The organism is Bacillus sp. FSL R12-0074 (assembly GCF_038005725.1).
Lineage (GTDB): Bacteria > Bacillota > Bacilli > Bacillales > Bacillaceae_G > Bacillus_A > Bacillus_A mycoides.
This window is the reverse complement of record NZ_JBBOTR010000001.1, coordinates 4,143,253-4,167,005: the sequence shown is the minus strand read 5'-3', so window position 1 is coordinate 4,167,005 and position 23,753 is coordinate 4,143,253. Positions and strand designations below refer to the sequence as shown.

Genomic DNA, 23,753 nt, shown 5'->3' with positions numbered 1-23,753 from the left:
AATCATGTCTTTTTTAGTAGGATGAAAGATTCCAAGAATTGATATTTTTATGTTACAATAACAAATGGTTAATAGGGAAATTCCAATTGATTAAGCGTGAAAATACGAATGGATTAGGAGTGACTGTGTTGGAGCTAAGTCTCTATGAAAATACTGCACTTATTATATGCTTTGTGTTGTACGTTGGTAGTGTTATTGTTTATATTTCACGGAAATTTTCACAAGAACGAGAGCTTGAAAAATCAGAAATAACAGCTGAACTAGAAATGTTAGCTGATGAAAGTTATAAAAAACAAAAAATAAAAGAAGATCATGAGGCACCCCATCATTGAAACGCAAATAAGTTCTAAGGATGGGGATTTTTTTTGAAAAAATCCCATTAACGCTAAAAAAGGAGTTTCCCCATACATATTTAAGGAGTGAATATAAATGAAATTTTATATTGCTTCAGGATTTCAAAATAAACATCTTGTTCGTTTCGTATCAAGCCAGTTGAAAGAAGTGGGATGGCAGCATACATATGATTGGACGAAAAATGAAAGAGCAACCAATAGAGAACAATTGCAAAAGATTGGTGAAGAAGAACAAGAAGCGATACGAGAAGCTGATGTTTTCTTACTCATACTAGAGGGTGGGAATGGAAGTCATACAGAATTAGGGATGGCAATTGCTTTAGAAAAGAAAATTTATATATATCACAAGGGCAATGAGTTGCAAACGACATTCTACCATTTACGAGAAGTTGATATTTTCGAAGGAGAAATTGAGGGGCTTGTCTCATATATATTGAATAAAGTGGAATGTTAGACGTGGGAATGCAGCGAGAAATATTTCTTGCAAAAAAAGAGTGAAGGTTACCATTAGGCTATTTTGGGCACAGTTATTATAAGTAAAGCATATAAAGGAGTTATAAATATGAAATTAGAAAATGGATGGGAAACAAGTTTTTTAGAGGTTGTACAAAACAGTGAATTTAAGAAAGATGCAATTCTTAGTCAATTGCTTTTTGCGGATAGTGAAGAAGTAGAAGAGCTTGTTGATGATTACGGTTATGAAGAGATTATTGAACGCGAACATGATGATGAGTTAGCAGGAATTTTAGGAGAAGAACTTTTCAGTGAGCTGGAGCGAAACGTATTCTTATCTCCACAGCCAGAAGAAAAACTTATTTCATTCGTAAATGGATTAGGTTTTCATGTGTTAGATTGGATTGTGCTTCTTGAAACAGAATTTGGCATTGATAGCGCAAACTTCACATCGGATGCAGTGAAAATGTTAGAAAAGCGCTTTAGACAGTTTCCCTATATAGAAGAGAAGACAATTTTTGATATGACGTTTGAAGAAGCGATGGATGTATTAGAATCTGTTACAGGATTACAGCTGAAGGAGAAAATGAACGTATAATGAAAAAGAACGTGATAGCTTCACGTTCTTTTTTTTTACATAATAATAATTTTATCATCTAGCTTTGTTTGTCCAGTAAGAAGTGCATTTAAATACTCTACTTTTCGTATGCAAGCTTGTATATGTCTTTCAACCTCTTGTAACTCTGCTTGGTGATGCGTTTCAATTGGATGAATTTGTACGTTAAATTTTTCGAATTGACTACTATATGTTATTTCTGCATAGCCGCTCATAATATCGGTTTCGTTATGAAATAAAAATTGCTTCGTTTCTTCACAGAATGATACATCCTGAAAGCCATATACTTTTAATGCTTCAATTACTTTGTTAATCATGTTTATATTCATTTTTTAACCCTCTTTACGAAGTTCTACTTTTATATTATAACATAAAAAATTACGTAGAAAGCGCTTCCAAGTGTATTTTATTATAAACTTTACGTTTCAATCATAAAAATGAAACAAAGAAAAAATAATTGTAAAGAAGGAAGGACTCTTTTATTGTTTCGTCATATATATAGAGAAATAGTGCAATGAAAGGAAATTTTCCGAGGTGGAGATTGTATTTCCAATTTGAGCGCAGTAAAAGAGGTGAGAATCTTGAACTTTGATATTGTAGGACAAAAAGCATATATAAAAGATGGGCCGCATCGGAACCGAATTGGAACTGTAAAGAAAAATGAAAAACAATTAGAATCCCATTTTGCTATTGTAATTGGAGAACAAAGTATTGATGTAGAGCTAAAGGATATCGTGTTAGTTGGAGTAGATGTAGGACAATTTCATACATGGTGCGAGCAAAATGGTTATTTGTGAAAGGGACGGGCTGTGAGATAATGAAATATATTTGAGAAAAGAGAATATGTTATTATATTCTCTTTTTCTATGTGTGGGGAGACGGAAATGAATTATAAAGAACAAGAGTTTACATTGGAGTTGAAAGAGAACATTAAATGTATGGAAAAGGAAATAGAGCGAATATCACTTGGATTTTTTAAAGCGTATTCGCATTTATACATAGGGAAAAATATGAAATTAGATATGGGATTTGAAAGAGAAAAAGAGAATCACTTTGAAATAGGATATTATTCATCAGTTTCTATAGCGGTATTAGATGAAGAAGGAGAGATGATTGAATTTTACATTATTCCAATTTGGAGATGCGAAAATACTTTTTTAGGGATGCCAAATCAGTCGAGAGTTTGGGGGGGAAGAAAGTAGGGGAACTTGTTGATGAATCTTGTTATGAGATTGAGGAAGAGTTAAAAGAGCAACTAGAAGAATACTTGGAGTGATAACTTTCAAGAGAAGATGTATAGAGATGGAACATAATAAAAAAGACGCTAACAGTATAAATTGTTAGCGTCCTTTTTTATTATGAAGCAATCTCACCAGTTTTTACATCATCTTGATTGTACGTATCCTGATCTAATTCACCAAGCCATTTACTAGAAATAAGACCAGCTGTCATAGAACCACTTACGTTAAGAGCTGTACGACCCATATCGATTAATGGTTCAACTGAGATAACAAGAGCGACAATGCCGATTGGTAAGTTCATTGTAGATAGTACGATTAACGCTGCGAATGTTGCACCGCCACCAACACCGGCAACACCGAATGAGCTAATAGCAACGACAGCGATTAAAGTTAAAATGAATTGTGGTTGTAATGGATCAATTCCTACAGTTGGAGCGACCATCATAGCAAGCATTGCTGGATAAATACCTGCGCAACCGTTTTGACCGATAGATACCCCAAAGGATGCAGCGAAGTTAGCGATTCCTTCAGAAATACCAAGCTTTTCTTTTTGAGCTTCAATATTTAATGGCATTGCACCAGCACTAGAGCGAGATGTGAATGCAAATGTTAATACAGGGAACACTTTTTTCAAATATTGAATTGGATTTAAACCAGATAATGCGATTAATAATAAGTGAATGATAAACATTACGATAAGAGCTACGTAAGATGCTAACACGAAGTTACCAAGTTTTAAAATAGCGTTAATATCGCTACCAGCAACTGTCTTTGCCATAAGAGCTAATACGCCGTATGGAGTAAGACGTAAAATTAATGTTACCATACGCATTACGATTGCATATACAGCATCAAGCATTTTCTTAAATAGCTCTGCTTGTTCTGGATATTTTCGTTTTACACCTATAAAGGCAATCCCGATAAAGGCTGCAAATATTACAACAGAAATTGTTGATGTTGGACGAGCACCTGTTAAATCAAGAAAAGGATTCGTAGGCAACAGCTCTAACAATTTGTCTGGAATTGTTGTCTTTTCAATAGAAGTAAATCTTTCTTCTACTAATTTCAGACGAGCAGATTCTGCATCACCTTGTTGTAATCCTGTTGCTGATACATCAAATCCTGCGCTTGCAGCTATACCGACAGCTGCGGCAATTCCTGTAGTAAGAATTAAAATTCCGATAATAAGACCACTGATTTTACCAAGGTTTTTCGTTAATTGTAATTTTGTAAATGCTGAAATAATAGATACTAAAATAAGTGGCATAACGATCATTTGAAGTAATTTCACATAACCGTTACCAATTAAACTAAACCAGGTATTTGATTCGATAATTACTTTAGAAGTAGGTTCATAAATAAATTGTAATATAAGACCAAAGATAATTCCGACTCCTAAAGCAGTAAATACACGTTTATTAAAAGATACATGCTTACGTTGCATATAATACAATACGCCAACTAAAATGAGCATGACTGTGATGTTAATCCCGACAAGCAGTGTATTCATGTTGATTCCCCCCAATTCCAATGTGTTATATAGAATATAAGGTAATAAAACCTATAAGTCAACTAGGGAATTGCGGAATTAAAAAAAAGATGGCAATTTGCCATCTCTTAATGCCCAGCTCCAGGGACAAGTAAAAATGTTGTGTACCATGTAAATCCGATGAAGAAAACGGTTAAATATGCCCCGAATACGTATATATACATACGCTCTGTTAATTTTAAATAACTTAAAAGTACGAAGAATCCTGTTTGTCCTAAAAATAGTAGTGCGGCCGAATGCATATCCCCTACGTAAAACATAACCGAGAAAATTCCAGTCCAAAAGCCGAGAACGCGAAACATGCGCTCCATGCCATCTCCCTCCTTTTCTAAAAAAAGTAAAACCTCTTTTCATTATAGTTTATTTTTCTAACTATTGTAAATATTCATTCATATAAAAAGAAGCCAATTATAATATTGACTTCTTCTTAGTTGAAAAACTAAATTTGAATTTTATCCCGCATTAACGGGCAGTAAAACTCCCACCTCAAAATTCGGCAAATGCGAGGAAGTTAGGTGGGAGATAACTGCCCGTAAAAGCCCGATTGGTGAGGGCTAATAATCAGTGGGGGAAGAACACCCCCCACTGATTATAGTTTCACTTTATAGTTACAAGATTTGCAGCCATCTAGTAGACTATCGTTTCGTGTTAATTCCACGTTCGGGAATAGGATTTCAAAAATCCCCTTCATCATATCTCCGTGCATATTACAAATTTCAGTCGGATGATGCGCAGCAACTTCTTTAAATGGGCAATTGTGTACATCATAGAAAATTTTTGTGCCATCTGTACTTAATTCAAAAGCAGGGGATAAGCCAGCTGTTGAGAATGCTTCTTTTGCGATTAGCATTTTTTGTTCTATCGTCAATGCTTCTGCACTGACATTTAAGCGATGCATATGTTGTTGCATTAATTCTTTGCCGAATTGTTTCCCTGTTTCATATAGCGCTTTTTCACCAGCACTACCTAAGCTTAGCAGTGAATTAAATGCTATCTGCGCTAATAATTGATAATCGCGAAATGGGAATTGTAACTGGATGACATCTTGAGACAAGACGTATAGTCTGCTTGGTCTGCCGCCTTTCCCAGTTTTTTTTGTTTCTGATTTGAGCATATTAACATCTTCTAATTTAGATAAATGTAAACGCGCTACGTTTGGATGAATATTAAACTCATCTGCAATTTCTTGTACAGTTACGTAATTATGTTTTTGCGAAATATATTTATAAATATAATAACGAGTAGGGTCAGATAATACACCTGTAATTTTTAAAGCTTGTTCCATGAGGATCTCCACCTTTATCACTTTATCCAAGATATTAACATTATAATACAGATAAACTTCTATATAGGTAATTTCAGACAATAATTCGGAAATTGTTCATAATTTCACAAACATATTTTCCCTTTTTCTCTTAGTGAAAATACAAAATCTCTAATTTTTCTTGTGCATTTTTTTATGATATATACATAGTGAGGAGGGAAACTTGATGAATAGTGTCGAGCTTTTTGCAAATATGATTATGAAAGAAGCTTGTAGGGTGCAAGCATCGGACTTACATATTGTGCCCAGGCAGAAGGATGTGGCGATTCAATTACGTATTGGAAAAGATTTAATTACGAAACGGTGTATTGAGAAAGAATTTGGAGAAAAGCTTGTTTCACACTTTAAATTTTTAGCATCAATGGATATAGGAGAGAGGAGAAAACCTCAAAATGGTTCGTTGTACTTACAAATTGATGGAAAAGAAGTGTATTTACGCCTTTCAACACTTCCAACAGTATATCAAGAAAGTCTCGTTATTCGCCTCCATTTACAAGCATCTGTACAGCCACTGTCTCATCTTTCGTTATTTCCAAGTTCAGCGGAAAAATTACTCTCTTTTTTAAAGCATTCTCATGGGTTACTCGTATTTACTGGGCCAACTGGTTCTGGAAAAACAACAACAATGTATGCGTTATTAGAAGTAGCTAGAAAATGGCAAACACGTCGCATCATTACACTGGAAGATCCAGTTGAGCAAAGAAAAGACGGTTTATTACAAATTCAAATAAATGAAAAAGCTGGTATCACATATAAAACGGGATTAAAGGCTATTTTGCGTCATGATCCAGATATTATTTTAGTTGGCGAAATTCGTGATGAAGAAACAGCAAAAGTAGCTGTAAGGGCCAGTTTGACGGGACATTTAGTAATGACAACCTTGCATACAAATGATGCGAAAGGAGCGATACTACGATTTATGGATTATGGTATTACAAGGCAAGAAATTGAACAATCATTATTAGCAGTAGCTGCTCAGCGGCTCGTCGAATTAAAATGTCCATTTTGCAGAGGGAAGTGTGCAGCTTTATGTAAATCAATGAGGAAAGTGAGACAGGCAAGCATTTATGAACTGTTATATGGATATGAATTAAAACAAGCGATTAAAGAAGCAAGTGGAGAACATGTTACGTATCACTATAAAACGTTGGAATCGTCGGTTCGAAAAGGGTATGCTTTAGGATTTTTAGAAGAAGATGTATATGTTTAAGAGAAAATGGAGTTTAAGTGATCAAGCATTATTATGTAAAAGATTAAGTGATTTATTAGAGAAAGGTTACTCACTTTTGCAGGCGTTAGAATTTTTGCAGTTACAGCGTATGATCGAGGGATTGAAAAATGGACAAAGTTTGCACGCTTCTTTTCACCAATTAATGTTTCACTCTGAGATGTTAAGTTATTTGTTTTATGCAGAGCGACATGGTGACATTTCTTTTGCTTTGCAACAAGGGAGCGTACTTCTTTACAAGAAAGATAAATATAGGAAAGATATGATGAAAGTAATGCGATATCCTATGTTTTTATCATTTTTTTTAATGATTATGCTTTCTGTTTTTAACCTCATTTTATTGTCTCAGTTTGAAATGATGTATAGTTCTTTACGTTCTACAGCACCACCACTTACGGAGCAAATTTTAGTTGCAATTAAATTATTACCCTACTTCATTTATATGATTGTTCTTATCGTTATAACGGGATTTAGTTTATATATATTTTATTTCCGAAAACTTCCGCCTACTCAAAAGGTAAAGATTATGATCCGTATTCCCCTTATGAAAACATTTCTTATTTTAAATCATTCGCATTATTTTTCCACTCAATTAAGTGGTTTATTACACGGTGGATTGTCGGTACACGAAGCATTAACAATAATGATGAAGCAAAAGTATCATCCGTTCTTTCAGTATGAAGCAGACCGAATTGAGCGGCAATTAATTGCAGGAGAACCGTTACAATCTATTATTGATAAAAGCGGTTATTACGAGAAAGAACTTTCTTATATCATTACGCATGGACAAGCAAACGGTAATTTAGCAAATGAGCTTGGTGATTACAGTGAGCTCATTATTGAAAAGGTAGAACAAAAAATTAAACGTATGTTATTTGTGATTCAACCCATTTTATTTACATGTCTTGGGGTTATAGTCATTTTGATGTACTTAGCGATGATTATGCCGATGTTTCAAATGATGAATTCTATATAGGGGGCATTTACATGCAGAATGAGGAGGGCTTTACTCTTTTAGAAATGTTATTAGTTATGGTTGTCATAACTGTATTATTACTATTAATTATTCCAAATGTAGTTACACAGCGCTCATCCGTCCAAGGAAAAGGATGTGCAGCCTATGTGAAATCTATAGAAGCACAGATACAAGCATATCACTTGCAACATAATAAGATTCCATCAATAGAGGAACTTGAAACAGGAAAGTATATTACTTCAAAAACTTGCCCGAAAGGTGAACCAATCCATATTTCCGATGATGGTACGGTATCAGCTGGGAAATCGTGAAGCAAAAAGGTTTTACTCTTTTAGAAATGCTACTTGTCTTATTTGCTATTTCTGTACTGAGTGTTGTTACGCATTTTAACGTTACTTCATTACATGAAAAACAAAAAGTTGAGCAGTTTTTGAAACAGTTTTCAAATGATATTTTGTATATGCAGCAGTTGGCGATTAAGCGTCAACAACATTATACGTTACGCTGGTTTAAAGGGAAACAGATGTATTATATTTCGGAATCGGAGACAGACCTTTTAATTGTTAAGAGAGAATATGATAAAGATGTCCAAATGGATTTGCATACCTTTCCAAATCCAATGACATATAATCCGAGCGGGAATATTAATAGGGGTGGTACGATTTTACTTTCCTATCGAGGGTATAAATATGAGATTGTATTTCAGCTTGGAAGAGGGAGATTTACGTATCGTGAAGTGTCAAAAAGGATCAGTAATGGTTGAAATGGTTGTAGCGTTAAGTTTAATAATGATGGCGGCATCGTTATTGCTCCCGCAAACATTATTAATTATGCAAGAAAGAAAAAATATAAAAATGAGCTATAAAGCATTAATATTATTAAAAAAAGAAGCGGCCTTATTTAAGTATGAGAATGAGGAAAAGCGAGTAAAAGAGCAAGTCATAAAAGGAATTGTATATTACACATATTGGAGAGGAGATGAAGTTTGTACGATGTGGAAAGATAGGAGAGGAAAAGCGATGGAGCAATGCCTTTATGCAAAGGAAAAATAAAAAAGAAGCGGGATTTACATTAATAGAAATGATTGCATGTTTGTTGATTTTATCATTGTTCTTTTTACTTTTACCGCGTCTTCATATTATGGGGATAGAAAATACACATTCAAAAGGATTAAATGACTGGGAGTGGGATGTATTTTTAGGACAAATGCAATTAGAGTTTCGTGAAGTATCAAGTGGGAGGAAGATAGAGCTAGAAAACGGTGGGAGTATTTTACGCCTCCAACTTCGTAATGGTGATCAGGTGACGTATGAAAAGTTGAATAGTAATTTAATAAGAAAAGTAAATATGCGCGGAAGGGAATTTATATTACAAAGGATTGAAGCGATTTCGTATAAATTAACACCTCATTTGTTATATATATATGTGAAAGATATAAGTGGTGAAATATATGAAGGCGTGGCTGTGCGCTATAGTGAAATTGAGATAGAAACATGAGAAAACAAGATGGATTTGCAATGCCAGGAACAATTATTTTTCTTATTTTATTCATTTCTTTTTTGATGTACGAAACGAATATGTTACTTTCGGATAAAAATTTTTATTCTGAAATAGAACAAAGTTTTTTCATGGAGGAACTTGTTGATCGCGCTATTTCAGATATAAAAAGAGAGTTACAGCAAAAAGAAAAAGAGGATGTTTTTTTATTTCAGTATGAAAGAGGAGAAGTGAGTGGAAAGTACGTCTTTGAAAATGATGTTATTATCATTTCGTTGCAATGTGTTACAAAACAGAGAGTTTTCTATACAGTGAGCTTTCGGTATAGGGAAAAGGATAATAAAATATTTGATTGGGTAGAAGGATAATATGTAAAATATATGGAGAAGAACCATGAGTTTCTATTGTGGAGGGAGTCAATTTCTTTGAGGAAAGGGATAAGAATAATGGTCAAAAGTTTAAATTTTCTCAAAAAAGAGAAAGGTAGAAAGAATATGATATATTCATGCTATCCAATCATTTTTTTCTAGGGAGATAAGGAAATGACAAATAACAATCAAATAGGTGAAAATAAGGAACAAACTATTTTTGATCATAAAGGAAATACGATTATGACAGAGGATAGGGAAATACAAATTATTTCAAAATTCGAAGAACCTCTTATTGTCGTATTAGCAAATGTATTAAGTGATGAAGAGTGCGATGAATTAATTGAATTGTCTAAAAGTAAGATGGAACGTTCTAAAGTTGGTTCATCACGTGATGTAAATGATATTCGAACGAGTAGTGGTGCATTTTTGGAAGAGAATGAACTAACTTCGAAGATTGAAAAACGAATTTCATCTATCACGAATGTTCCTGTAGCGCATGGAGAAGGATTGCACATTTTAAATTATGAAGTAGATCAAGAATATAAAGCGCACTATGATTATTTTGCGGAACATAGTAGATCAGCTGCTAATAATCGTATAAGTACTCTTGTGATGTACTTAAATGATGTAGAAGAAGGCGGAGAAACATTCTTTCCGAAATTAAATCTTTCTGTACACCCTAGAAAGGGAATGGCAGTATACTTTGAGTACTTTTATCAAGATCAATCACTAAATGAGCTTACGTTACATGGAGGGGCACCTGTTACGAAGGGCGAGAAATGGATTGCAACGCAGTGGGTGAGAAGAGGTACTTATAAGTAAAAGTGAGCCAGCTTGTTTGATTACGAGAAAATAGTGAGTATGTTACGTTTTGTTCTTCATAGCATAAGAAGAACAAAACGTTTTTTTATTAAATAAAGTAACATCTTTCGTTATAATAACAAATAATAACGGATGATTGAGAGGAACAAAAATGAAATCTATATACATAACTGGCTATATGGGAGCCGGGAAAACAACAATTGGAAAAGTGTTAAGTAAAGAACTTCATATGGATGTTGTAGATACAGACCAAAAAATTGAAGAGAAGCAAGAGAAGGCAATTCGTGATATTTTTGCCGAAGAAGGCGAAATGGCTTTTCGGGAATATGAAAGTGAAATGTTACGTTCACTACCGGTTCAGAATGTAATTATTACAACGGGTGGAGGGATTATTGAACGAGCGGAAAATCGAAAGTGGATGAAGGAAAATGGAACTGTTGTGTATTTATATTGCGATCCACATGTAATTGCAGAAAGGCTTCGTGAAGATACGACACGTCCACTATTTCAGAAGAAAGATATAGATGCATTTATAACGAAATTTGAATCGCGCCGAGCTTATTATGAAGAGGCTGGTATTCATATCGATACGACAAATAAGTCGGTAAAGCAAATTATGAATGAATTAAAGCAAAAGATTAATGAATAAAAAAGTGGACATACTAATCAAGTAGAGGTGATGATAATATGTCTACTAATGATTATGTACGCTTTGTGACACAGCAATTTGTGTCATATATGGATGCTCCAAAAGAGGATCGAAAACAACAGAAACAACAACGTCGTGCGGAGAAAGAGCCATTCTTAAATAAATGGTTTGGTGTTATGCCACTGAGCGCTGCTTTGTTTTATCGAAATGTAAAAAATAAAAGAAAAAAATCAAGCTAACTTTTTCGTAATATGTCTGGCAAAATAAAGATCCCCTAGTGCAATAAGCTGCTAGGGGATCTTTATTTATTGTTGCACAGATTCTTTTTCTTCAGTAACCGCATGTATCTTATTATTTACCCATACAAACCCTATTCCGATGCAAATAGAAATACCCCAGCCAACAGCGGTCATAATAGCTCTCATTTCACCATATCCATCTACACCGAAAACAGAGATGAAATAGATTTTCAAGAAGCTTTTTAATATAAATTGAAGGCCGAAAAATAGTGTTAAATATTGCAGTGCTGGATATATACGACTATCACGATAAAGCTCACGACTTTTATCACGATCATGACCTTGCAGTGCTGAAATATCCGCTGCGAAATATAACATAAGTGGTTTTTTTATAAAGATTGTACATATAACGATGCAGCCAAGTACGATATGATAATATGCATCATTCCATAGCATTCGTTCCGCTGATCCAGATATTAAGTCTACCGTTGTATTAGAAATGAGTGTAATTAAAATAAAGAACCCTGTAACGTTAAACTGTTTTTCTTTTTTAAAGGTATACAGTGTATAAATAATCCCCGGAACAGAGGAAATTAACATTGCGTAATAAGGATCGATATAAGGTTTTGCAAATTTCCAAATGAGGAATGGGAATACGAGATAAAAGACAAGATCTAATATAGCTTTTTTATTTTGATTCATACAAATCCTCCTTAAGTCATACATATATTTTATAATATAATTTCTGAAAATTGTATAAGGTTTAATAAAAAAAGAAAAGTAGATGATTAGTAGATTAAAAAAAATTGTCCCTAGCGTAGTAAGTTTTTTTAGTATATAATAAAGGAAACGCTTTCATTTTTTTGATTTGTTCACAAAATGGATGGAAAATCACATATTTACTATTGATATGTTACTTTATAATGAAACTAATTAAATATACATGCATACAATATTGTGAAATAAATAACATAAATAATCTATATAAATGTAAACGTTATCAAAAGAGAGGTGGAGACAATGAGTAAATTTTTCTTCAATCATAATCCAGCAACATTAGAGGATGGAAGACTGGTTAAGTATGCTGAAATTATTTATGGAGAAGGTGGCCGTTCTGTATTAGAAAATTTAATGGTGAAGGCATCTATCAGATTACGTGATCGTTATCCGAATAAATCTGACGAACAGATCTCGAACCTCGTAAATCAAGGCATCCATGATATGTTTCAAAAATACGTGAATGAGTAAGAGCAGCTACTGGCTGCTCTTACTTTTTTGTATAAGGATTGTGCCTCTAGCTGAAAATAAAGATGCATTTTGAAACATGCAAAAAGGAGGCGAAAAAGATGAGTAATGGAATTGGTCGTTCAAAAGAGAATCTTCCAACTGATGCAAACCATGTAAGTGCAAAGGATCGTGCATATCAGAAACGTATGACAGAGAAAAAACAGCAAGAGCGTAATGAAGATAGAGAATAGGCTGGGAACATATCTTAAAAGAAGCTCCTTCAATCTGAAGGAGCTTTCTTTAAGATAGAAAATGATTTGCGGTAACATAAAAGAGACCACCGTTTATAATTTGTATTGTAATGCGTGGTTCGTATTGTTCTTGTAATGCTTGCTTTTCAATTTCATAGCTTTCTGGAAGTTCATCGCTATCTTCGTAAAATCGATTTAAAAGGTCTAAATCGTGATTCCAACGCACTCTCGCTTCTTTTGCCCACGTGTGGTCATCTTCAGCGATTATACTTTTTAAAGCATCCTCTATACGTTGTAAGCCACTTTGTGGCTTAATGATAGGTGAGAGGGTAAAACAAAAGTCAGGTATTTTCGGTGTGAGTTTGATCTCTGCTAAAGTGTTGTGAAAGTTTGCAATCATTGTCCCGGAAATAAGATGAATACCGATGGAATGAAGTATGTCTTTTTTTCGGTCGCATTGATAAGATACTTTTATATTTACACCAAGCCAAGGATGAAGGGGGGTATGAGTTGCCCCGCTATGTTTCACTTCCTCATATAAACGTATGTATGAACCTAGTTCTTTTGTTGTTTCAAATATTTGATGCAAACGGGGTGAACCGTAATGAATAAGTTCACCGTCGTTTTCTTCGTTTTCTGGATTTGTAATAAGAGTAAGGCGCATCGGGTTCGGAACGCCTCCTGTTTTTTCAAGATAGTGCCAATAGAAAGGGCGGTTCATTAATAATTTATCCATTTCAATTGTTAACTGCACGTCTAATAGGTGAGGGGAACGTTCTAAAATTTCGCAGTTATTCGCCTCAAAAAAGTTATATAAGTAATTATGAATTTCATTTTGCTGCATAGTCCTGCACCTCTGCTTCATTGCGCTTCGCAAAATCGATAATAGATGTTAAATTTTCCATCTTGATTCGAATTTCACCTTCGCTTTTTGACTGCGCGAAAATTTCTTGAATATGCGCATCAATATTTTTCATGTTGATTCTCGTTAAAATTTCATCGAGTTCACCGATTACACGTTCAAATAAATTAATTTTTTCATATAGTAGTTTTAAAATGTGCTCTTCAACAGTGTGCTTTGTTGCTAAGTTATAAATATGAACATCATTTTTTTGTCCAAGACGGTGAATACGTCCAATCCTTTGCTCGAGTCGCATTGGATTCCACGGTAAGTCGTAATTAATCATATGGCTACAAAATTGTAAGTTAATTCCTTCACCACCAGCTTCGGTCGCAATTAATACTTGGGCATGATTTTGGAAAAGCTCCTTCATCCAATCTTTCTTCCCGCGCTTAAATCCACCGCGAAATGGAACAGAGGAAATGCCATGTTGTTGTAAGAACCATTGTAAATACATTTGTGAAGCTCTATATTCAGTGAAGATAATGACTTTATCGTCAACTTCTTTTATAAGCTCTAGTGCTTTATTTGCTTTGGAGTTGAACGGAATATGATTAATTTTGTCCATCAGCACATCAATATGTGGGTCCTTTATGTAGTGCTCATTTTCTTTCTGTCTTTTTTCTACATGTTTTTTTAATGAATAGTAAACAGCTTCACGACTACTACATGCTTCCCGTTTTAAAGTTAAGGATGAGAAAGCAGATGTGACGGCATCTTGTCCACGCCAATTTTCAATTTCATTATACAAAGCTTGTTCTTCTTCATTGAATTCAACGAAGATTGTTCGTACATGCCTCTTCGGCCAATCAATGCCAGTGTTATTGCGTCTATTTCGAACCATTACTTTATTGATAAGAGCTTTTAAATCTTCATCGGATTCAGTGGAACGATTTTTGGAAGCGTAATATTCTTCAAAATTAGATTGATTGCCTAAATGACCTGGTTTTAATAAAGAAACGAGGTTGAAGATTTCATCGATTTTATTTTGAACAGGAGTTGCAGTTAGTAATAAACAAAACTTCTTTTTTAATCGCTGTGCAAATTCATAGTTTTTTGTTTTATTATTTTTTAGTTTATGTGCTTCATCGATAATAATAAGGTCATACTCTAGGTTTAAAACGATATCGCGATGCGGTGAACGTTTCGCAGTATCGATTGATGAAACGATGACATCAGCTTGTTCCCAAGAATAACTTTTCTTTTGAGCGACCGCAGGAATAAAAAATTTTGTGTTTAGTTCATACGCCCACTGAGATACGAGAGAAGCTGGAACGAGAATGAGTACCTTTTTTACAAGTCCTCGAACCATATATTCTTTTAAAATAAGTCCAGCTTCAATCGTTTTTCCAAGTCCGACTTCGTCTGCTAGAATCGCTTTACCATTCATTTGTTCAATGACATTTTGAGCGACCTCTAATTGATGTGGAAGCGGCGTGAAATGTGATAAATGTTTCGGTGCTTGCAATCCGTCAAAAGTAGGGACGAGTAACGATTTCTCTGTTTTATAAGCTAAATGATATAAATCCCAATTTGTCCAAGGACCATCTTCATCAATTCTTTTTAAAAAATTGTTTTGCCACGTTCGATCTACGGAAATATCGACATTCATTAAGACTCTCCCACCTTTTATAAACTAAAGTGATTATTTAAAAAATCTTTATTATAAGCCTCGTAATAAGGCGCTATCACAATTACTAAAAGTTAAAGAATAGGCAATGATAAAGGGCTAAATTTCAAAATTTGTATTTAATAAGATTAAGAATGAAAAATTCTAAATTATTTTTTATGCTAGAATATTGATGAAATATAGCGAATAATGTTAGGATAATGGTGTGAAATGTGTGGAATCTTTCGTATTTTATCCAAGAAAGTAACTTTTTATTTACGCTTTCATAAAAAAATATACTGAGATTCCGTATAACCTTATCTTTTCAGAATGAAAATGTTTAGATATGGGAAGCAACTTTTATTGATTTGTCAGAGCATAAGGGGGAAAGAGCATGATTACATTACAACGTACACCGTTATTTGATGTATACGCGAAGTATGGTGGGAAAACAGTCGACTTCGGTGGTTGGGAATTACCAGTTCAATTTTCAAGCATTAAAGAGGAACATGAAGCTGTACGTACAGGAGCAGGTTTGTTCGATGTATCTCATATGGGAGAAGTAGAGGTAAAAGGTGTAGATAGTTTAGCATTTTTACAACGTGTTGTTACAAATGACGTATCTACCTTAAAGGTAGGGGGCGCACAATATACAGCTATGTGCTATGAAAATGGTGGCACAGTAGATGACTTATTAATCTACAAACGTGGTGAAGAAGACTATTTATTAGTAATCAATGCATCAAATATCGAGAAAGATTACGAATGGTTAGCTAGCCATGTAATTGGCGATGCGAAAGTAGTCAATGTTTCTAGTGAAGTTGCGCAGCTTGCAATTCAAGGACCAAAAGCAGAAGGCATTTTACAAAAAGTTGTGTCAGAAGATTTAAAAGAAATTAAGTTCTTTAAATTTAAAAATAATATTCTTGTAGATGGAATTCCTGCACTTGTATCTCGTACAGGTTACACAGGTGAAGATGGATTCGAAATTTACTGTAAGAGTGAAGATGCAGCAAAACTTTGGGAGAAACTTCTTGAAGTGGGAGCAGAAGAGGGCTTAAAACCATGTGGCTTAGGTGCTCGTGATACACTTCGCTTCGAAGCAACACTTCCGTTATACGGACAAGAGTTATCAAAAGATATTACACCGATTGAAGCGGGAATTGGCTTTGCGGTAAAACCAAATAAAGAAGCAGATTTCTTTGGAAAAGAAACGTTAAAAGAGCAAAAAGAAAACGGTGCATCTCGTAAATTAGTCGGCATCGAAGTAATCGAACGCGGTATTCCTCGTACGCATTACCCTGTATTTATAGGAGAAGAAAAAATCGGGGAAGTAACGAGTGGTACACAATCTCCAACGTTAAAGAAAAGCATTGGTTTAGCACTAATTGATGTAAAATACGCAGCAGTTGATACAGAAGTAGAAATTGAAATTCGTAATAAACGCGTCAAAGCAGTAGTTGTTCCAACACCATTTTATAAACGTTCAAAGTAACGGGGAGAGGGGTAGATTTCATGTTGCATCGTTATCTTCCAATGACAGAAGAAGACAAAAAAGAAATGTTACAAACAATCGGCGTTCAAACGATTGATGAGTTATTCTCTGATATTCCAGAGAGTGTTCGTTTTAAAGGGGATTTAAAAATTAAAGAAGCAAAATCAGAGCCAGAGCTTTTAAAAGAGCTATCTCAAATGGCTAGCAAAAATGCGAACTTAAAAGAATATGCTTCTTTCTTAGGAGCAGGTGTATACGATCATTACGCTCCAGTAATTGTTGATCATGTTATTTCTCGTTCAGAGTTTTATACAGCATACACACCATACCAACCAGAAATTTCACAAGGGGAATTACAAGCAATTTTTGAATTCCAAACAATGATTTGTGAATTAACAGGAATGGATGTAGCAAACTCTTCTATGTATGACGGAGGTACAGCTTTAGCTGAAGCGGCAATGCTAGCAGCTGGTCATACTCGCAAAAAGAAAATTCTTGTATCTAAGGCAGTTCATCCAGAATCAAGAGCGGTACTTGAAACATATGCAAAAGGTCAAAATCTTGAAGTTGTTGAAATTGATCATAAAAACGGTGTAACAGATTTAGAAGTATTACAAAGTGAAGTAGATGATACAGTTGCTTGTGTAATCGTTCAATATCCAAACTTCTTCGGACAAGTGGAAAAGTTAGCTGATATCGAAAAAATCGTTCATCAACAAAAATCATTATTTATCGTTTCTTCAAATCCATTATCATTAGGCGCATTAACACCGCCAGGAAAATTCGGTGCTGATGTTGTAATCGGTGATGCACAACCATTCGGTATCCCAACGCAGTTTGGTGGACCGCACTGTGGTTACTTTGCAACAACGAAAGCATTTATGCGTAAAATTCCAGGACGTCTTGTCGGACAAACTGTAGATTCAGATGGTAAACGTGGATTTGTATTAACGTTACAAGCACGTGAACAGCATATTCGTCGTGATAAAGCGACGTCTAACATTTGTTCAAACCAAGCGTTAAATGCATTAGCAGCTTCTGTTGCAATGACGGCACTTGGCAAACAAGGTGTAAAAGAAATGGCACGTCAAAATATTTCTAAAGCACAATATGCAAAACGTCAATTTGAAGCGAAAGGTTTCACAGTAACGTTCGCTGGACCATTCTTTAATGAATTTGTTGTAGATTGTAAACGTCCAGTTAAAGAAATAAATGATGTATTAATACAAAAGAATATTATCGGTGGTTACGACCTAGGCCGTGATTATAAAGAGCATGAAGACCATATGCTTGTAGCGGTAACAGAGCTTCGTACAAAAGAGGAAATTGACACACTTGTAAACGAAATGGGGGCTATCCAATGAAGAACCAAGACCAAGCACTTATTTTTGAAGTGACTAAAGAAGGACGCGTAGGATATAGCTTACCCAAATTAGATGTAGAAGAAGTAAAATTAGAAGATGTGTTTGAGAGTGATTATATTCGAGTAGAAGATGCAGAGCTTCCAGAAGTATCTGAACTTGATATTATGCGCCATTACACAGCGCTTTCAAACCGTAACCACGGTGTGGATTCTGGATTCTATCCACTTGGGTCTTGTACGATGAAATATAATCCGAAAATTAATGAAAACGTAGCTCGTTTCGCAGGCTTTGCAAATATTCATCCACTTCAAGATGAAAAAACAGTGCAAGGTGCAATGGAATTAATGTATGACTTACAAGAACATTTAATTGAAATTACAGGTATGGATACTGTTACGTTACAACCAGCAGCTGGTGCACACGGAGAATGGACAGGATTAATGTTGATTCGTGCATATCATGAAGCGAACGGTGACTTTAACCGTACGAAAGTAATTGTTCCTGACTCTGCTCACGGAACAAACCCGGCGTCTGCAACAGTAGCTGGTTTTGAAACAATTACGGTGAAATCAAATGAACATGGTCTTGTTGACTTAGATGATTTAAAACGTGTTGTAAACGAAGAAACAGCAGCACTTATGTTAACAAATCCAAATACATTAGGCCTATTCGAAGAAAATATTTTAGAAATGGCAGAAATCGTCCATAACGCAGGCGGTAAATTATACTATGATGGTGCAAACTTAAATGCGGTATTAAGCCAAGCACGCCCAGGAGATATGGGATTTGACGTTGTGCATTTAAATCTTCATAAAACATTTACAGGTCCGCATGGCGGCGGTGGCCCAGGTTCTGGTCCAGTAGGTGTGAAAGCTGATTTAATTCCGTACTTACCAAAACCGATTTTAGAGAAAACGGAAAATGGCTATCACTTTAACTATGATCGTCCAGAAGCAATTGGGCGTGTGAAACCATTCTATGGTAACTTCGGAATTAACGTTCGTGCATACACATATATTCGTTCTATGGGCCCAGATGGCTTGCGTGCAGTAACTGAGTATGCTGTATTAAATGCGAACTATATGATGAGAAGATTAGCACCATTCTATGATCTTCCGTTCGATAGACATTGCAAGCATGAATTTGTATTATCAGGTCGTCGTCAAAAGAAACTTGGTGTACGTACATTAGATATTGCAAAACGTCTGCTTGATTTCGGTTACCATCCACCAACAATTTACTTCCCATTAAATGTGGAAGAATGTATTATGATTGAGCCAACAGAAACAGAATCAAAAGAAACATTAGATGGTTTCATTGATAAGATGATTCAAATTGCTAAAGAGGTAGAAGAAAATCCAGAAGTTGTACAAGAAGCACCACATACAACAGTAATAAAACGTTTAGATGAAACATTGGCTGCTCGTAAACCAGTTTTACGTTATGAAAAGCTAGCACCTGTACAAGTGTGATTGGAAAAAAAAGAACTCGCTACATGCGGGTTCTTTTTTTTTTGCGACATTGGTGCGGATAGAATGAAAAAAATGTTAAAAATTTATATTTTTTGTTTCATATTGCTGTAAAGATGCGGTTTTATAGGTGTTTTTGTTGAAAAAGTCGGTTTGATAAAAGTATTTATTTTTGTTAGAATTTTATTGAAATTAAGAAGATGTGATGAGGTAGAAATTACTCATTTTTATGTATATGTGAAAAAACGAGCAAGACGGGGGTGGAAGCGTGGGATATCGATGTTATAGAATGGTATACCATTTAGAAAATGGAGAAACAATTAAAGATGTAAAAGAATTTTGTTACCGAGACCAAGGGAAAGTGTTAGAAAGAGTAGCGCACCGTGTAATGGATAATAGAGAAGTGACAGCGATTGATAAACAAGGAACAATCATTTCAATAGCGTGTGAGGACATTGTAAAGGTAGAACTTGATTACATAACAGAAAGTTAACCTTGAGTCATATCGAATTATTCGATACAATATACTGTTGAATGGTGAAGAGAGAAGAGAGGAGTTTATCATGGGTAATACAAGACACTTTTATATGTTTATTTTAGCGTTTGTTCTTGTTGTGGCGTTAACGATTTATTTAATTGTTGATAGCAGCTGGTACAATACAGTTCATCCAGCATTCCTTCTTTTTATGTATGTAGGAATTGCGGTTGTTAGTTTCGGAATGAGAGACGAAATGTTAGATCGCTTTGAAAAGTGATACATATACGAAAGACCAACAGAAAAATGTTGGTCTTTTTTTCTTGCCAAAAATAGGATGTTTTGTATATACTGTGTATATAAGGTATATACAGTATATACACACTGGAGGAAAACATGAATATTATTATTTCGAATTCTTCCCAAGACCCTATTTATGTGCAAATAAGGAAACAATTAAGCCAGCTTATTTTAAATAGTGGTTTAAAGGGTGGAGACCAATTACCGTCTATTCGTAGCTTAGCGAAGGAATTACAAATTAGTGTAATTACAACGAAACGTGCGTACGAGGAGCTTGAAAAAGAAGGATATATAGAAACTGTTGCTGGGAAGGGGACTTATGTTTCACATAAAAATAATGAACTATTAAAAGAACAGCGGCTACGTCTATTGGAAAGTAAAGTAGAAGAGATTGTGAATGAAAGTAAAGTGTTGCAGCTTTCACTGGAAGAGTTGCAACAGATGATTGCGTGTTTATACAAGGGGGAATAAGAGATGTTAGAGCTAAAAAACGTTTGTAAAACTTATCAAGATTTCTCAGTGAAAAATGTAAGTTTTACATTGCCACGTGGATATATTATGGGATTTATCGGACCGAATGGAGCTGGAAAAAGTACGACGATCAAAATGATTATGAATTTAATCAGAAAAGAGAGCGGTGATATAAAAATTTTTGGTAAGGACAATAAGAAAGCCGAAAAGGAAATAAAACAAAATATTGGTTTTGTATATGATGAAAATCATTATTACGAAGATTTAACGTGTGAGCAAATGAAACGGATTATTGCACCGTTATATAAAAAGTGGGACGAAAAGCAGTATCAATCGTATATGCAGAGATTACAAGTTCCAACGTATAAAAAGATTAAAGAGTTATCCAAAGGGATGAAAATGAAATTTGCGATTGCAATCGCACTTTCACACCATGCGGAATTCATTATTATGGATGAACCAACAGCAGGATTAGACCCAGTTGTTCGAAGTGAATTACTTGATATGCTGCAAGAGATTGTAATGGAAGATGAAGTATCTGTATTATTCTCAACACACATTACAACAGACTTAGAGCGCATCGCGGATTATATTACGTTCATCAACGATGGAGAAATTATATTTACTGGTGAGAAAGATGAATTAATGGAGAATTACGTAATCGTAAAGGGAAGTAATGATTTATTAGACCGAGAAGGAAAAGAGCTATTTGTTGGATTACGAAAAAATAAATTTGGTTTCGAAGGTTTAGCAGAGGATAAACAAGCAATTATCGATTGGTTTGGAAATGAGGTTGTAATAGAAAAGCCTACATTAGATGATATTATCGTTTACACCGCGAAAGGGAGAGGTGCTTATGCGTCAGCTCATATATAAAGATTTATTCTTTTTTCGGGTAACTTGGTTAGTGAATCTTATTGTGCCCCTTGTGTTATTTATGTTAGATCCAAGTGGTGAATTGTTAGTTCCGATGAGTTGTCTATTTATAACTCTTTCCTCCGTTATGACGTTAATCTTTATGGATGAAAGGAATAAAAGTGACATTATTATAAATAGTTTACCGGTAAGTCGAAAGGATATCATTATTGCTAGATATATTTCTAGTGCAATATTCATTGTAGGTGGCATGATCTCTACTATGCTAGTTGTTTTTCTTATAAGAGGTATTGTGGTCATTGGTGATATCGGTGCATATCATCCTAATTTGTATATTGAAATTCCGTGGTATGGAGTAGTAAATGGGGCTGTTTACGCTTTGGTTTTTGTTGCGGCATTTTTTCCTAGTTATTACGGAACGAAATCAAAGATAGCAAGGAGTATATTGTCAGGAGCATCGATGGCAGTAGGTGGAATTGCATGGATATTTATAGGGGATGGACTGAACGAAACAGCACCATCATTCATTAATTGGATTATGAATCCATCACATCTTGGCGTATTTATAGCTGGAGGAATTATATTGGCTAGTGTATATATCGCTTCTATGTTTCTAACAATTAAAATCTATGGATCGCGTGATTTATAGAAAGGGGAATTTGCATGAAACAGTTGATTTTGAAGGAGTTTTTCTTACAAAGAAAAATGTTTCTCATCTATTTAATCTTGCCAATATACGGAGCATTCCAAAGCTCTATAGAACCATTTCAATTGGCGTATGTTTGTTTTGTTATATGTCTTTCAATGATTTCAATTTCTTTATCAGTTGAAGAAAAAAATAACACAGAAAAAATATTAGTGAGTTTACCTTTTACTAGAAGAGACATTGTTATTGCGAAATACATGACTACTGTATTTTTTATTGCATTTAGTCTAGTTGTTACATTTGTTTTCTTTGTACTACCTGTATTTGTATTAAGAGAAAATATAAATATTCCGTGGTATGCATTATTTATAGCTATTTTCTTTTCCGTTCTTTATGCTGTTATGATCCTCCCCATAAAATATAGTGGGGATAAGCGAACGGTTACTATCCTTGGAGTAGTTATATTTTTTCTTCTAATAGGCTTGTTAGGGTTTATGTGCAATATATTTGCTGATGAAAGGCTTCTGTTAATGTTTTTTCAATCGTCAGATGTGATGCTAGTTATAAGTATTTTAAGTATAGTGGCATGTTTAAGTTATTTCATCTCAATGCTTTTTTCAATTGCGATTTTTAAAGAGAAGGAGCTTTAATAATTGCATATTTGATTAATAAGAAAAAATGTTTAATGTTGCGAGATGCCACTAGGAGGTGTAACAAATGATCAAGCAACTAGTTTTAAAAGATATGATGTTGCAAAAAAAGTTAAGCTTTGTGTATCTAATATGCTTGCTTTTCCTTCTCATTGTTGATTTTCGTAGTGATAGTTTTCTGATGACATTTAGCATGTTTATACCTGTTCTTGGAATGATGCTGTCAATGAGTTATGAGGATAAAAATAAAAGTGAAATGATAATAAATAGTTTACCGTTGCAGCGTAAAGAAATTGTCATAGCGAAATACATATTTGTAAGTATTTTAGTTGCTTTAGGTGGGATTTTCCCATTTGCTGTTAGTTTAATCCAGTTGCAAAACGAAAATACAACTGTATTTATTCTATGGGGAGCGATTCTCGGAGGAATAACAGGTGGTTTTGTTTATAGCATAATTGTGCTCCCGATTAAATTTGCAGTAGGGTACAACAGCGCAAAACAAATTGCTCCTTTTATCGGAATCGCATTTGGGTATTTAAGTGGACTGATTGTAAGTAAAGTATGGTTAAGTGTAGAAAATGCTTGGAACACTAGTATATTCATAAATATTTGTTTCATAGCAGGGCTGCTTCTTTTATATATCATGTCTATGTTACTCTCAATTCATTTGTATAGTGAGCGTGATTTGTAAGGGGGGAGAA

33 protein-coding genes and 2 pseudogenes are annotated in these 23,753 nt (G+C 34.5%); 27 read left to right on the top strand and 8 right to left on the bottom strand.

What is annotated here, in order from left to right; all coding sequences use genetic code 11:
• Window positions 1-89: 89 nt before the first annotated feature.
• From NSS97_RS21675 to NSS97_RS21665, 3 genes are all read left to right on the top strand, one after another.
• Window positions 90-332: a DUF3966 domain-containing protein gene (locus tag NSS97_RS21675; protein ID WP_085960924.1), complete on the top strand. Its 243-nt coding sequence runs from the start codon at window positions 90-92 to the stop codon at window positions 330-332.
• 97 nt (window positions 333-429) lie between these two features.
• A complete protein-coding gene (locus tag NSS97_RS21670; protein ID WP_002034029.1) occupies window positions 430-807 on the top strand; it encodes a nucleoside 2-deoxyribosyltransferase in 378 nt (125 codons plus the stop codon).
• 108 nt (window positions 808-915) lie between these two features.
• Complete coding sequence (locus NSS97_RS21665; RefSeq protein ID WP_060749606.1) at window positions 916-1,404, top strand: hypothetical protein; 489 nt, start codon at window positions 916-918, stop codon at window positions 1,402-1,404.
• A 35-nt stretch (window positions 1,405-1,439) separates the two neighbouring features.
• Here the strand turns inward: NSS97_RS21665 and NSS97_RS21660 are convergent, their stop codons facing one another.
• Window positions 1,440-1,751 carry a hypothetical protein gene (locus NSS97_RS21660; protein WP_002165070.1) on the bottom strand — a complete coding sequence of 104 codons (312 nt, stop codon included), beginning with the start codon at window positions 1,749-1,751 and terminating at the stop codon, window positions 1,440-1,442.
• A 252-nt stretch (window positions 1,752-2,003) separates the two neighbouring features.
• Between NSS97_RS21660 and NSS97_RS21655 the strand changes: the two genes are divergently transcribed.
• Together NSS97_RS21655 and NSS97_RS21650 are read left to right on the top strand one after the other, a co-directional pair.
• On the top strand, window positions 2,004-2,219 hold the full coding sequence (locus NSS97_RS21655; RefSeq protein ID WP_002015115.1) for a DUF3912 family protein: 216 nt from the start codon (window positions 2,004-2,006) through the stop codon (window positions 2,217-2,219).
• Window positions 2,220-2,306: 87 nt separating this feature from the next.
• A pseudogene (locus NSS97_RS21650) lies at window positions 2,307-2,698 on the top strand (hypothetical protein).
• Between the two features lie 80 nt (window positions 2,699-2,778).
• On the opposite strand, the gene NSS97_RS21645 reads toward NSS97_RS21650, so the two are convergent.
• The 3 genes from NSS97_RS21645 to NSS97_RS21635 all read right to left on the bottom strand — a co-directional run bounded on the left by NSS97_RS21645 (window position 2,779) and on the right by NSS97_RS21635 (window position 5,497).
• Window positions 2,779-4,173, bottom strand: a complete 1,395-nt coding sequence (locus NSS97_RS21645; protein ID WP_002138338.1) for an L-cystine transporter — start codon at window positions 4,171-4,173, stop codon at window positions 2,779-2,781.
• 107 nt (window positions 4,174-4,280) lie between these two features.
• Entirely contained in the window at window positions 4,281-4,523 is a 243-nt protein-coding gene (locus NSS97_RS21640; protein ID WP_002088627.1) for a DUF2626 domain-containing protein, read from the bottom strand.
• Between the two features lie 278 nt (window positions 4,524-4,801).
• Window positions 4,802-5,497 (bottom strand): helix-turn-helix transcriptional regulator, encoded by a 696-nt coding sequence (locus tag NSS97_RS21635; protein ID WP_002014995.1) that lies wholly within the window; start codon window positions 5,495-5,497, stop codon window positions 4,802-4,804.
• A gap of 205 nt (window positions 5,498-5,702) precedes the next feature.
• Between NSS97_RS21635 and comGA the strand changes: the two genes are divergently transcribed.
• From comGA to NSS97_RS21585, 10 genes are all read left to right on the top strand, one after another.
• Window positions 5,703-6,746, top strand: a complete 1,044-nt coding sequence (gene comGA, locus NSS97_RS21630) for a competence type IV pilus ATPase ComGA (RefSeq protein ID WP_107886346.1) — start codon at window positions 5,703-5,705, stop codon at window positions 6,744-6,746.
• Window positions 6,733-7,740, top strand: coding sequence for a competence type IV pilus assembly protein ComGB (comGB, locus tag NSS97_RS21625; RefSeq protein WP_341114010.1), 1,008 nt, complete (start codon window positions 6,733-6,735; stop codon window positions 7,738-7,740). Before comGA ends, comGB begins: the two co-directional genes overlap by 14 nt.
• Before the next feature lie 11 nt (window positions 7,741-7,751).
• Entirely contained in the window at window positions 7,752-8,051 is a 300-nt protein-coding gene (gene comGC, locus NSS97_RS21620; RefSeq protein WP_002088623.1) for a competence type IV pilus major pilin ComGC, read from the top strand.
• Window positions 8,048-8,503, top strand: a complete 456-nt coding sequence (comGD, locus tag NSS97_RS21615; protein ID WP_002129089.1) for a competence type IV pilus minor pilin ComGD — start codon at window positions 8,048-8,050, stop codon at window positions 8,501-8,503. Before comGC ends, comGD begins: the two co-directional genes overlap by 4 nt.
• A complete protein-coding gene (locus NSS97_RS21610; protein WP_016100615.1) occupies window positions 8,496-8,792 on the top strand; it encodes a hypothetical protein in 297 nt (98 codons plus the stop codon). The genes comGD and NSS97_RS21610 overlap by 8 nt, the downstream gene beginning before the upstream one ends.
• Window positions 8,776-9,237, top strand: a complete 462-nt coding sequence (gene comGF, locus NSS97_RS21605; protein ID WP_107886348.1) for a competence type IV pilus minor pilin ComGF — start codon at window positions 8,776-8,778, stop codon at window positions 9,235-9,237. The genes NSS97_RS21610 and comGF overlap by 17 nt, the downstream gene beginning before the upstream one ends.
• Window positions 9,234-9,605: a competence type IV pilus minor pilin ComGG gene (gene comGG / locus NSS97_RS21600; RefSeq protein WP_107886349.1), complete on the top strand. Its 372-nt coding sequence runs from the start codon at window positions 9,234-9,236 to the stop codon at window positions 9,603-9,605. The genes comGF and comGG overlap by 4 nt, the downstream gene beginning before the upstream one ends.
• A gap of 174 nt (window positions 9,606-9,779) precedes the next feature.
• Window positions 9,780-10,430, top strand: a complete 651-nt coding sequence (locus NSS97_RS21595; RefSeq protein WP_002131210.1) for a 2OG-Fe(II) oxygenase — start codon at window positions 9,780-9,782, stop codon at window positions 10,428-10,430.
• A gap of 151 nt (window positions 10,431-10,581) precedes the next feature.
• Window positions 10,582-11,079, top strand: a complete 498-nt coding sequence (locus NSS97_RS21590; RefSeq protein ID WP_107886350.1) for a shikimate kinase — start codon at window positions 10,582-10,584, stop codon at window positions 11,077-11,079.
• 38 nt (window positions 11,080-11,117) lie between these two features.
• Complete coding sequence (locus NSS97_RS21585; protein ID WP_002015009.1) at window positions 11,118-11,318, top strand: YqzE family protein; 201 nt, start codon at window positions 11,118-11,120, stop codon at window positions 11,316-11,318.
• A gap of 66 nt (window positions 11,319-11,384) precedes the next feature.
• Here NSS97_RS21585 and NSS97_RS21580 read toward each other — a convergent pair whose 3' ends face one another.
• On the bottom strand, window positions 11,385-12,020 hold the full coding sequence (locus NSS97_RS21580; protein ID WP_002015010.1) for a VC0807 family protein: 636 nt from the start codon (window positions 12,018-12,020) through the stop codon (window positions 11,385-11,387).
• Between the two features lie 128 nt (window positions 12,021-12,148).
• Window positions 12,149-12,267: pseudogene (locus NSS97_RS21575) on the bottom strand (GTP pyrophosphokinase).
• Window positions 12,268-12,338: 71 nt separating this feature from the next.
• Here NSS97_RS21575 and NSS97_RS21570 point away from each other — a divergent pair.
• Both NSS97_RS21570 and NSS97_RS21565 read left to right on the top strand, forming a co-directional pair.
• Window positions 12,339-12,566 carry a hypothetical protein gene (locus NSS97_RS21570; protein ID WP_000032698.1) on the top strand — a complete coding sequence of 76 codons (228 nt, stop codon included), beginning with the start codon at window positions 12,339-12,341 and terminating at the stop codon, window positions 12,564-12,566.
• A gap of 98 nt (window positions 12,567-12,664) precedes the next feature.
• Entirely contained in the window at window positions 12,665-12,796 is a 132-nt protein-coding gene (locus NSS97_RS21565) for a hypothetical protein (RefSeq protein WP_002088613.1), read from the top strand.
• A 49-nt stretch (window positions 12,797-12,845) separates the two neighbouring features.
• On the opposite strand, the gene NSS97_RS21560 is transcribed toward NSS97_RS21565, so the two are convergent.
• Window positions 12,846-13,640: a YqhG family protein gene (locus tag NSS97_RS21560; RefSeq protein WP_341114006.1), complete on the bottom strand. Its 795-nt coding sequence runs from the start codon at window positions 13,638-13,640 to the stop codon at window positions 12,846-12,848.
• Entirely contained in the window at window positions 13,627-15,309 is a 1,683-nt protein-coding gene (locus tag NSS97_RS21555) for a DEAD/DEAH box helicase (protein ID WP_002015016.1), read from the bottom strand. The genes NSS97_RS21560 and NSS97_RS21555 overlap by 14 nt, the downstream gene beginning before the upstream one ends.
• Window positions 15,310-15,700: 391 nt before the next feature.
• On the opposite strand from NSS97_RS21555, the gene gcvT reads away from it, so the two are divergent.
• The 10 genes from gcvT to NSS97_RS21505 all read left to right on the top strand — a co-directional run bounded on the left by gcvT (window position 15,701) and on the right by NSS97_RS21505 (window position 23,743).
• On the top strand, window positions 15,701-16,801 hold the full coding sequence (gene gcvT / locus NSS97_RS21550) for a glycine cleavage system aminomethyltransferase GcvT (RefSeq protein ID WP_002034013.1): 1,101 nt from the start codon (window positions 15,701-15,703) through the stop codon (window positions 16,799-16,801).
• Between the two features lie 20 nt (window positions 16,802-16,821).
• A complete protein-coding gene (gene gcvPA, locus NSS97_RS21545; RefSeq protein ID WP_002034012.1) occupies window positions 16,822-18,165 on the top strand; it encodes an aminomethyl-transferring glycine dehydrogenase subunit 1 in 1,344 nt (447 codons plus the stop codon).
• The gene (gcvPB, locus tag NSS97_RS21540; protein ID WP_002122485.1) at window positions 18,162-19,637 is read left to right on the top strand and encodes an aminomethyl-transferring glycine dehydrogenase subunit 2; all 1,476 of its coding nucleotides are present in this window, start codon (window positions 18,162-18,164) and stop codon (window positions 19,635-19,637) included. Before gcvPA ends, gcvPB begins: the two co-directional genes overlap by 4 nt.
• A gap of 286 nt (window positions 19,638-19,923) precedes the next feature.
• Entirely contained in the window at window positions 19,924-20,127 is a 204-nt protein-coding gene (locus tag NSS97_RS21535; RefSeq protein ID WP_000262495.1) for a DUF3929 family protein, read from the top strand.
• Window positions 20,128-20,197: 70 nt separating this feature from the next.
• Window positions 20,198-20,389, top strand: a complete 192-nt coding sequence (locus tag NSS97_RS21530; protein ID WP_002088608.1) for a hypothetical protein — start codon at window positions 20,198-20,200, stop codon at window positions 20,387-20,389.
• Window positions 20,390-20,505: 116 nt separating this feature from the next.
• A complete protein-coding gene (locus NSS97_RS21525; RefSeq protein WP_044442613.1) occupies window positions 20,506-20,880 on the top strand; it encodes a GntR family transcriptional regulator in 375 nt (124 codons plus the stop codon).
• A 3-nt stretch (window positions 20,881-20,883) separates the two neighbouring features.
• Window positions 20,884-21,756, top strand: a complete 873-nt coding sequence (locus tag NSS97_RS21520) for an ATP-binding cassette domain-containing protein (RefSeq protein ID WP_107886351.1) — start codon at window positions 20,884-20,886, stop codon at window positions 21,754-21,756.
• Window positions 21,737-22,405 (top strand): ABC-2 transporter permease, encoded by a 669-nt coding sequence (locus tag NSS97_RS21515; protein ID WP_107886352.1) that lies wholly within the window; start codon window positions 21,737-21,739, stop codon window positions 22,403-22,405. Before NSS97_RS21520 ends, NSS97_RS21515 begins: the two co-directional genes overlap by 20 nt.
• 14 nt (window positions 22,406-22,419) lie before the next feature.
• The gene (locus tag NSS97_RS21510) at window positions 22,420-23,052 is read left to right on the top strand and encodes an ABC-2 transporter permease (RefSeq protein ID WP_107886353.1); all 633 of its coding nucleotides are present in this window, start codon (window positions 22,420-22,422) and stop codon (window positions 23,050-23,052) included.
• Between the two features lie 67 nt (window positions 23,053-23,119).
• On the top strand, window positions 23,120-23,743 hold the full coding sequence (locus tag NSS97_RS21505; protein ID WP_107886354.1) for an ABC-2 transporter permease: 624 nt from the start codon (window positions 23,120-23,122) through the stop codon (window positions 23,741-23,743).
• Window positions 23,744-23,753 lie beyond the last annotated feature (10 nt).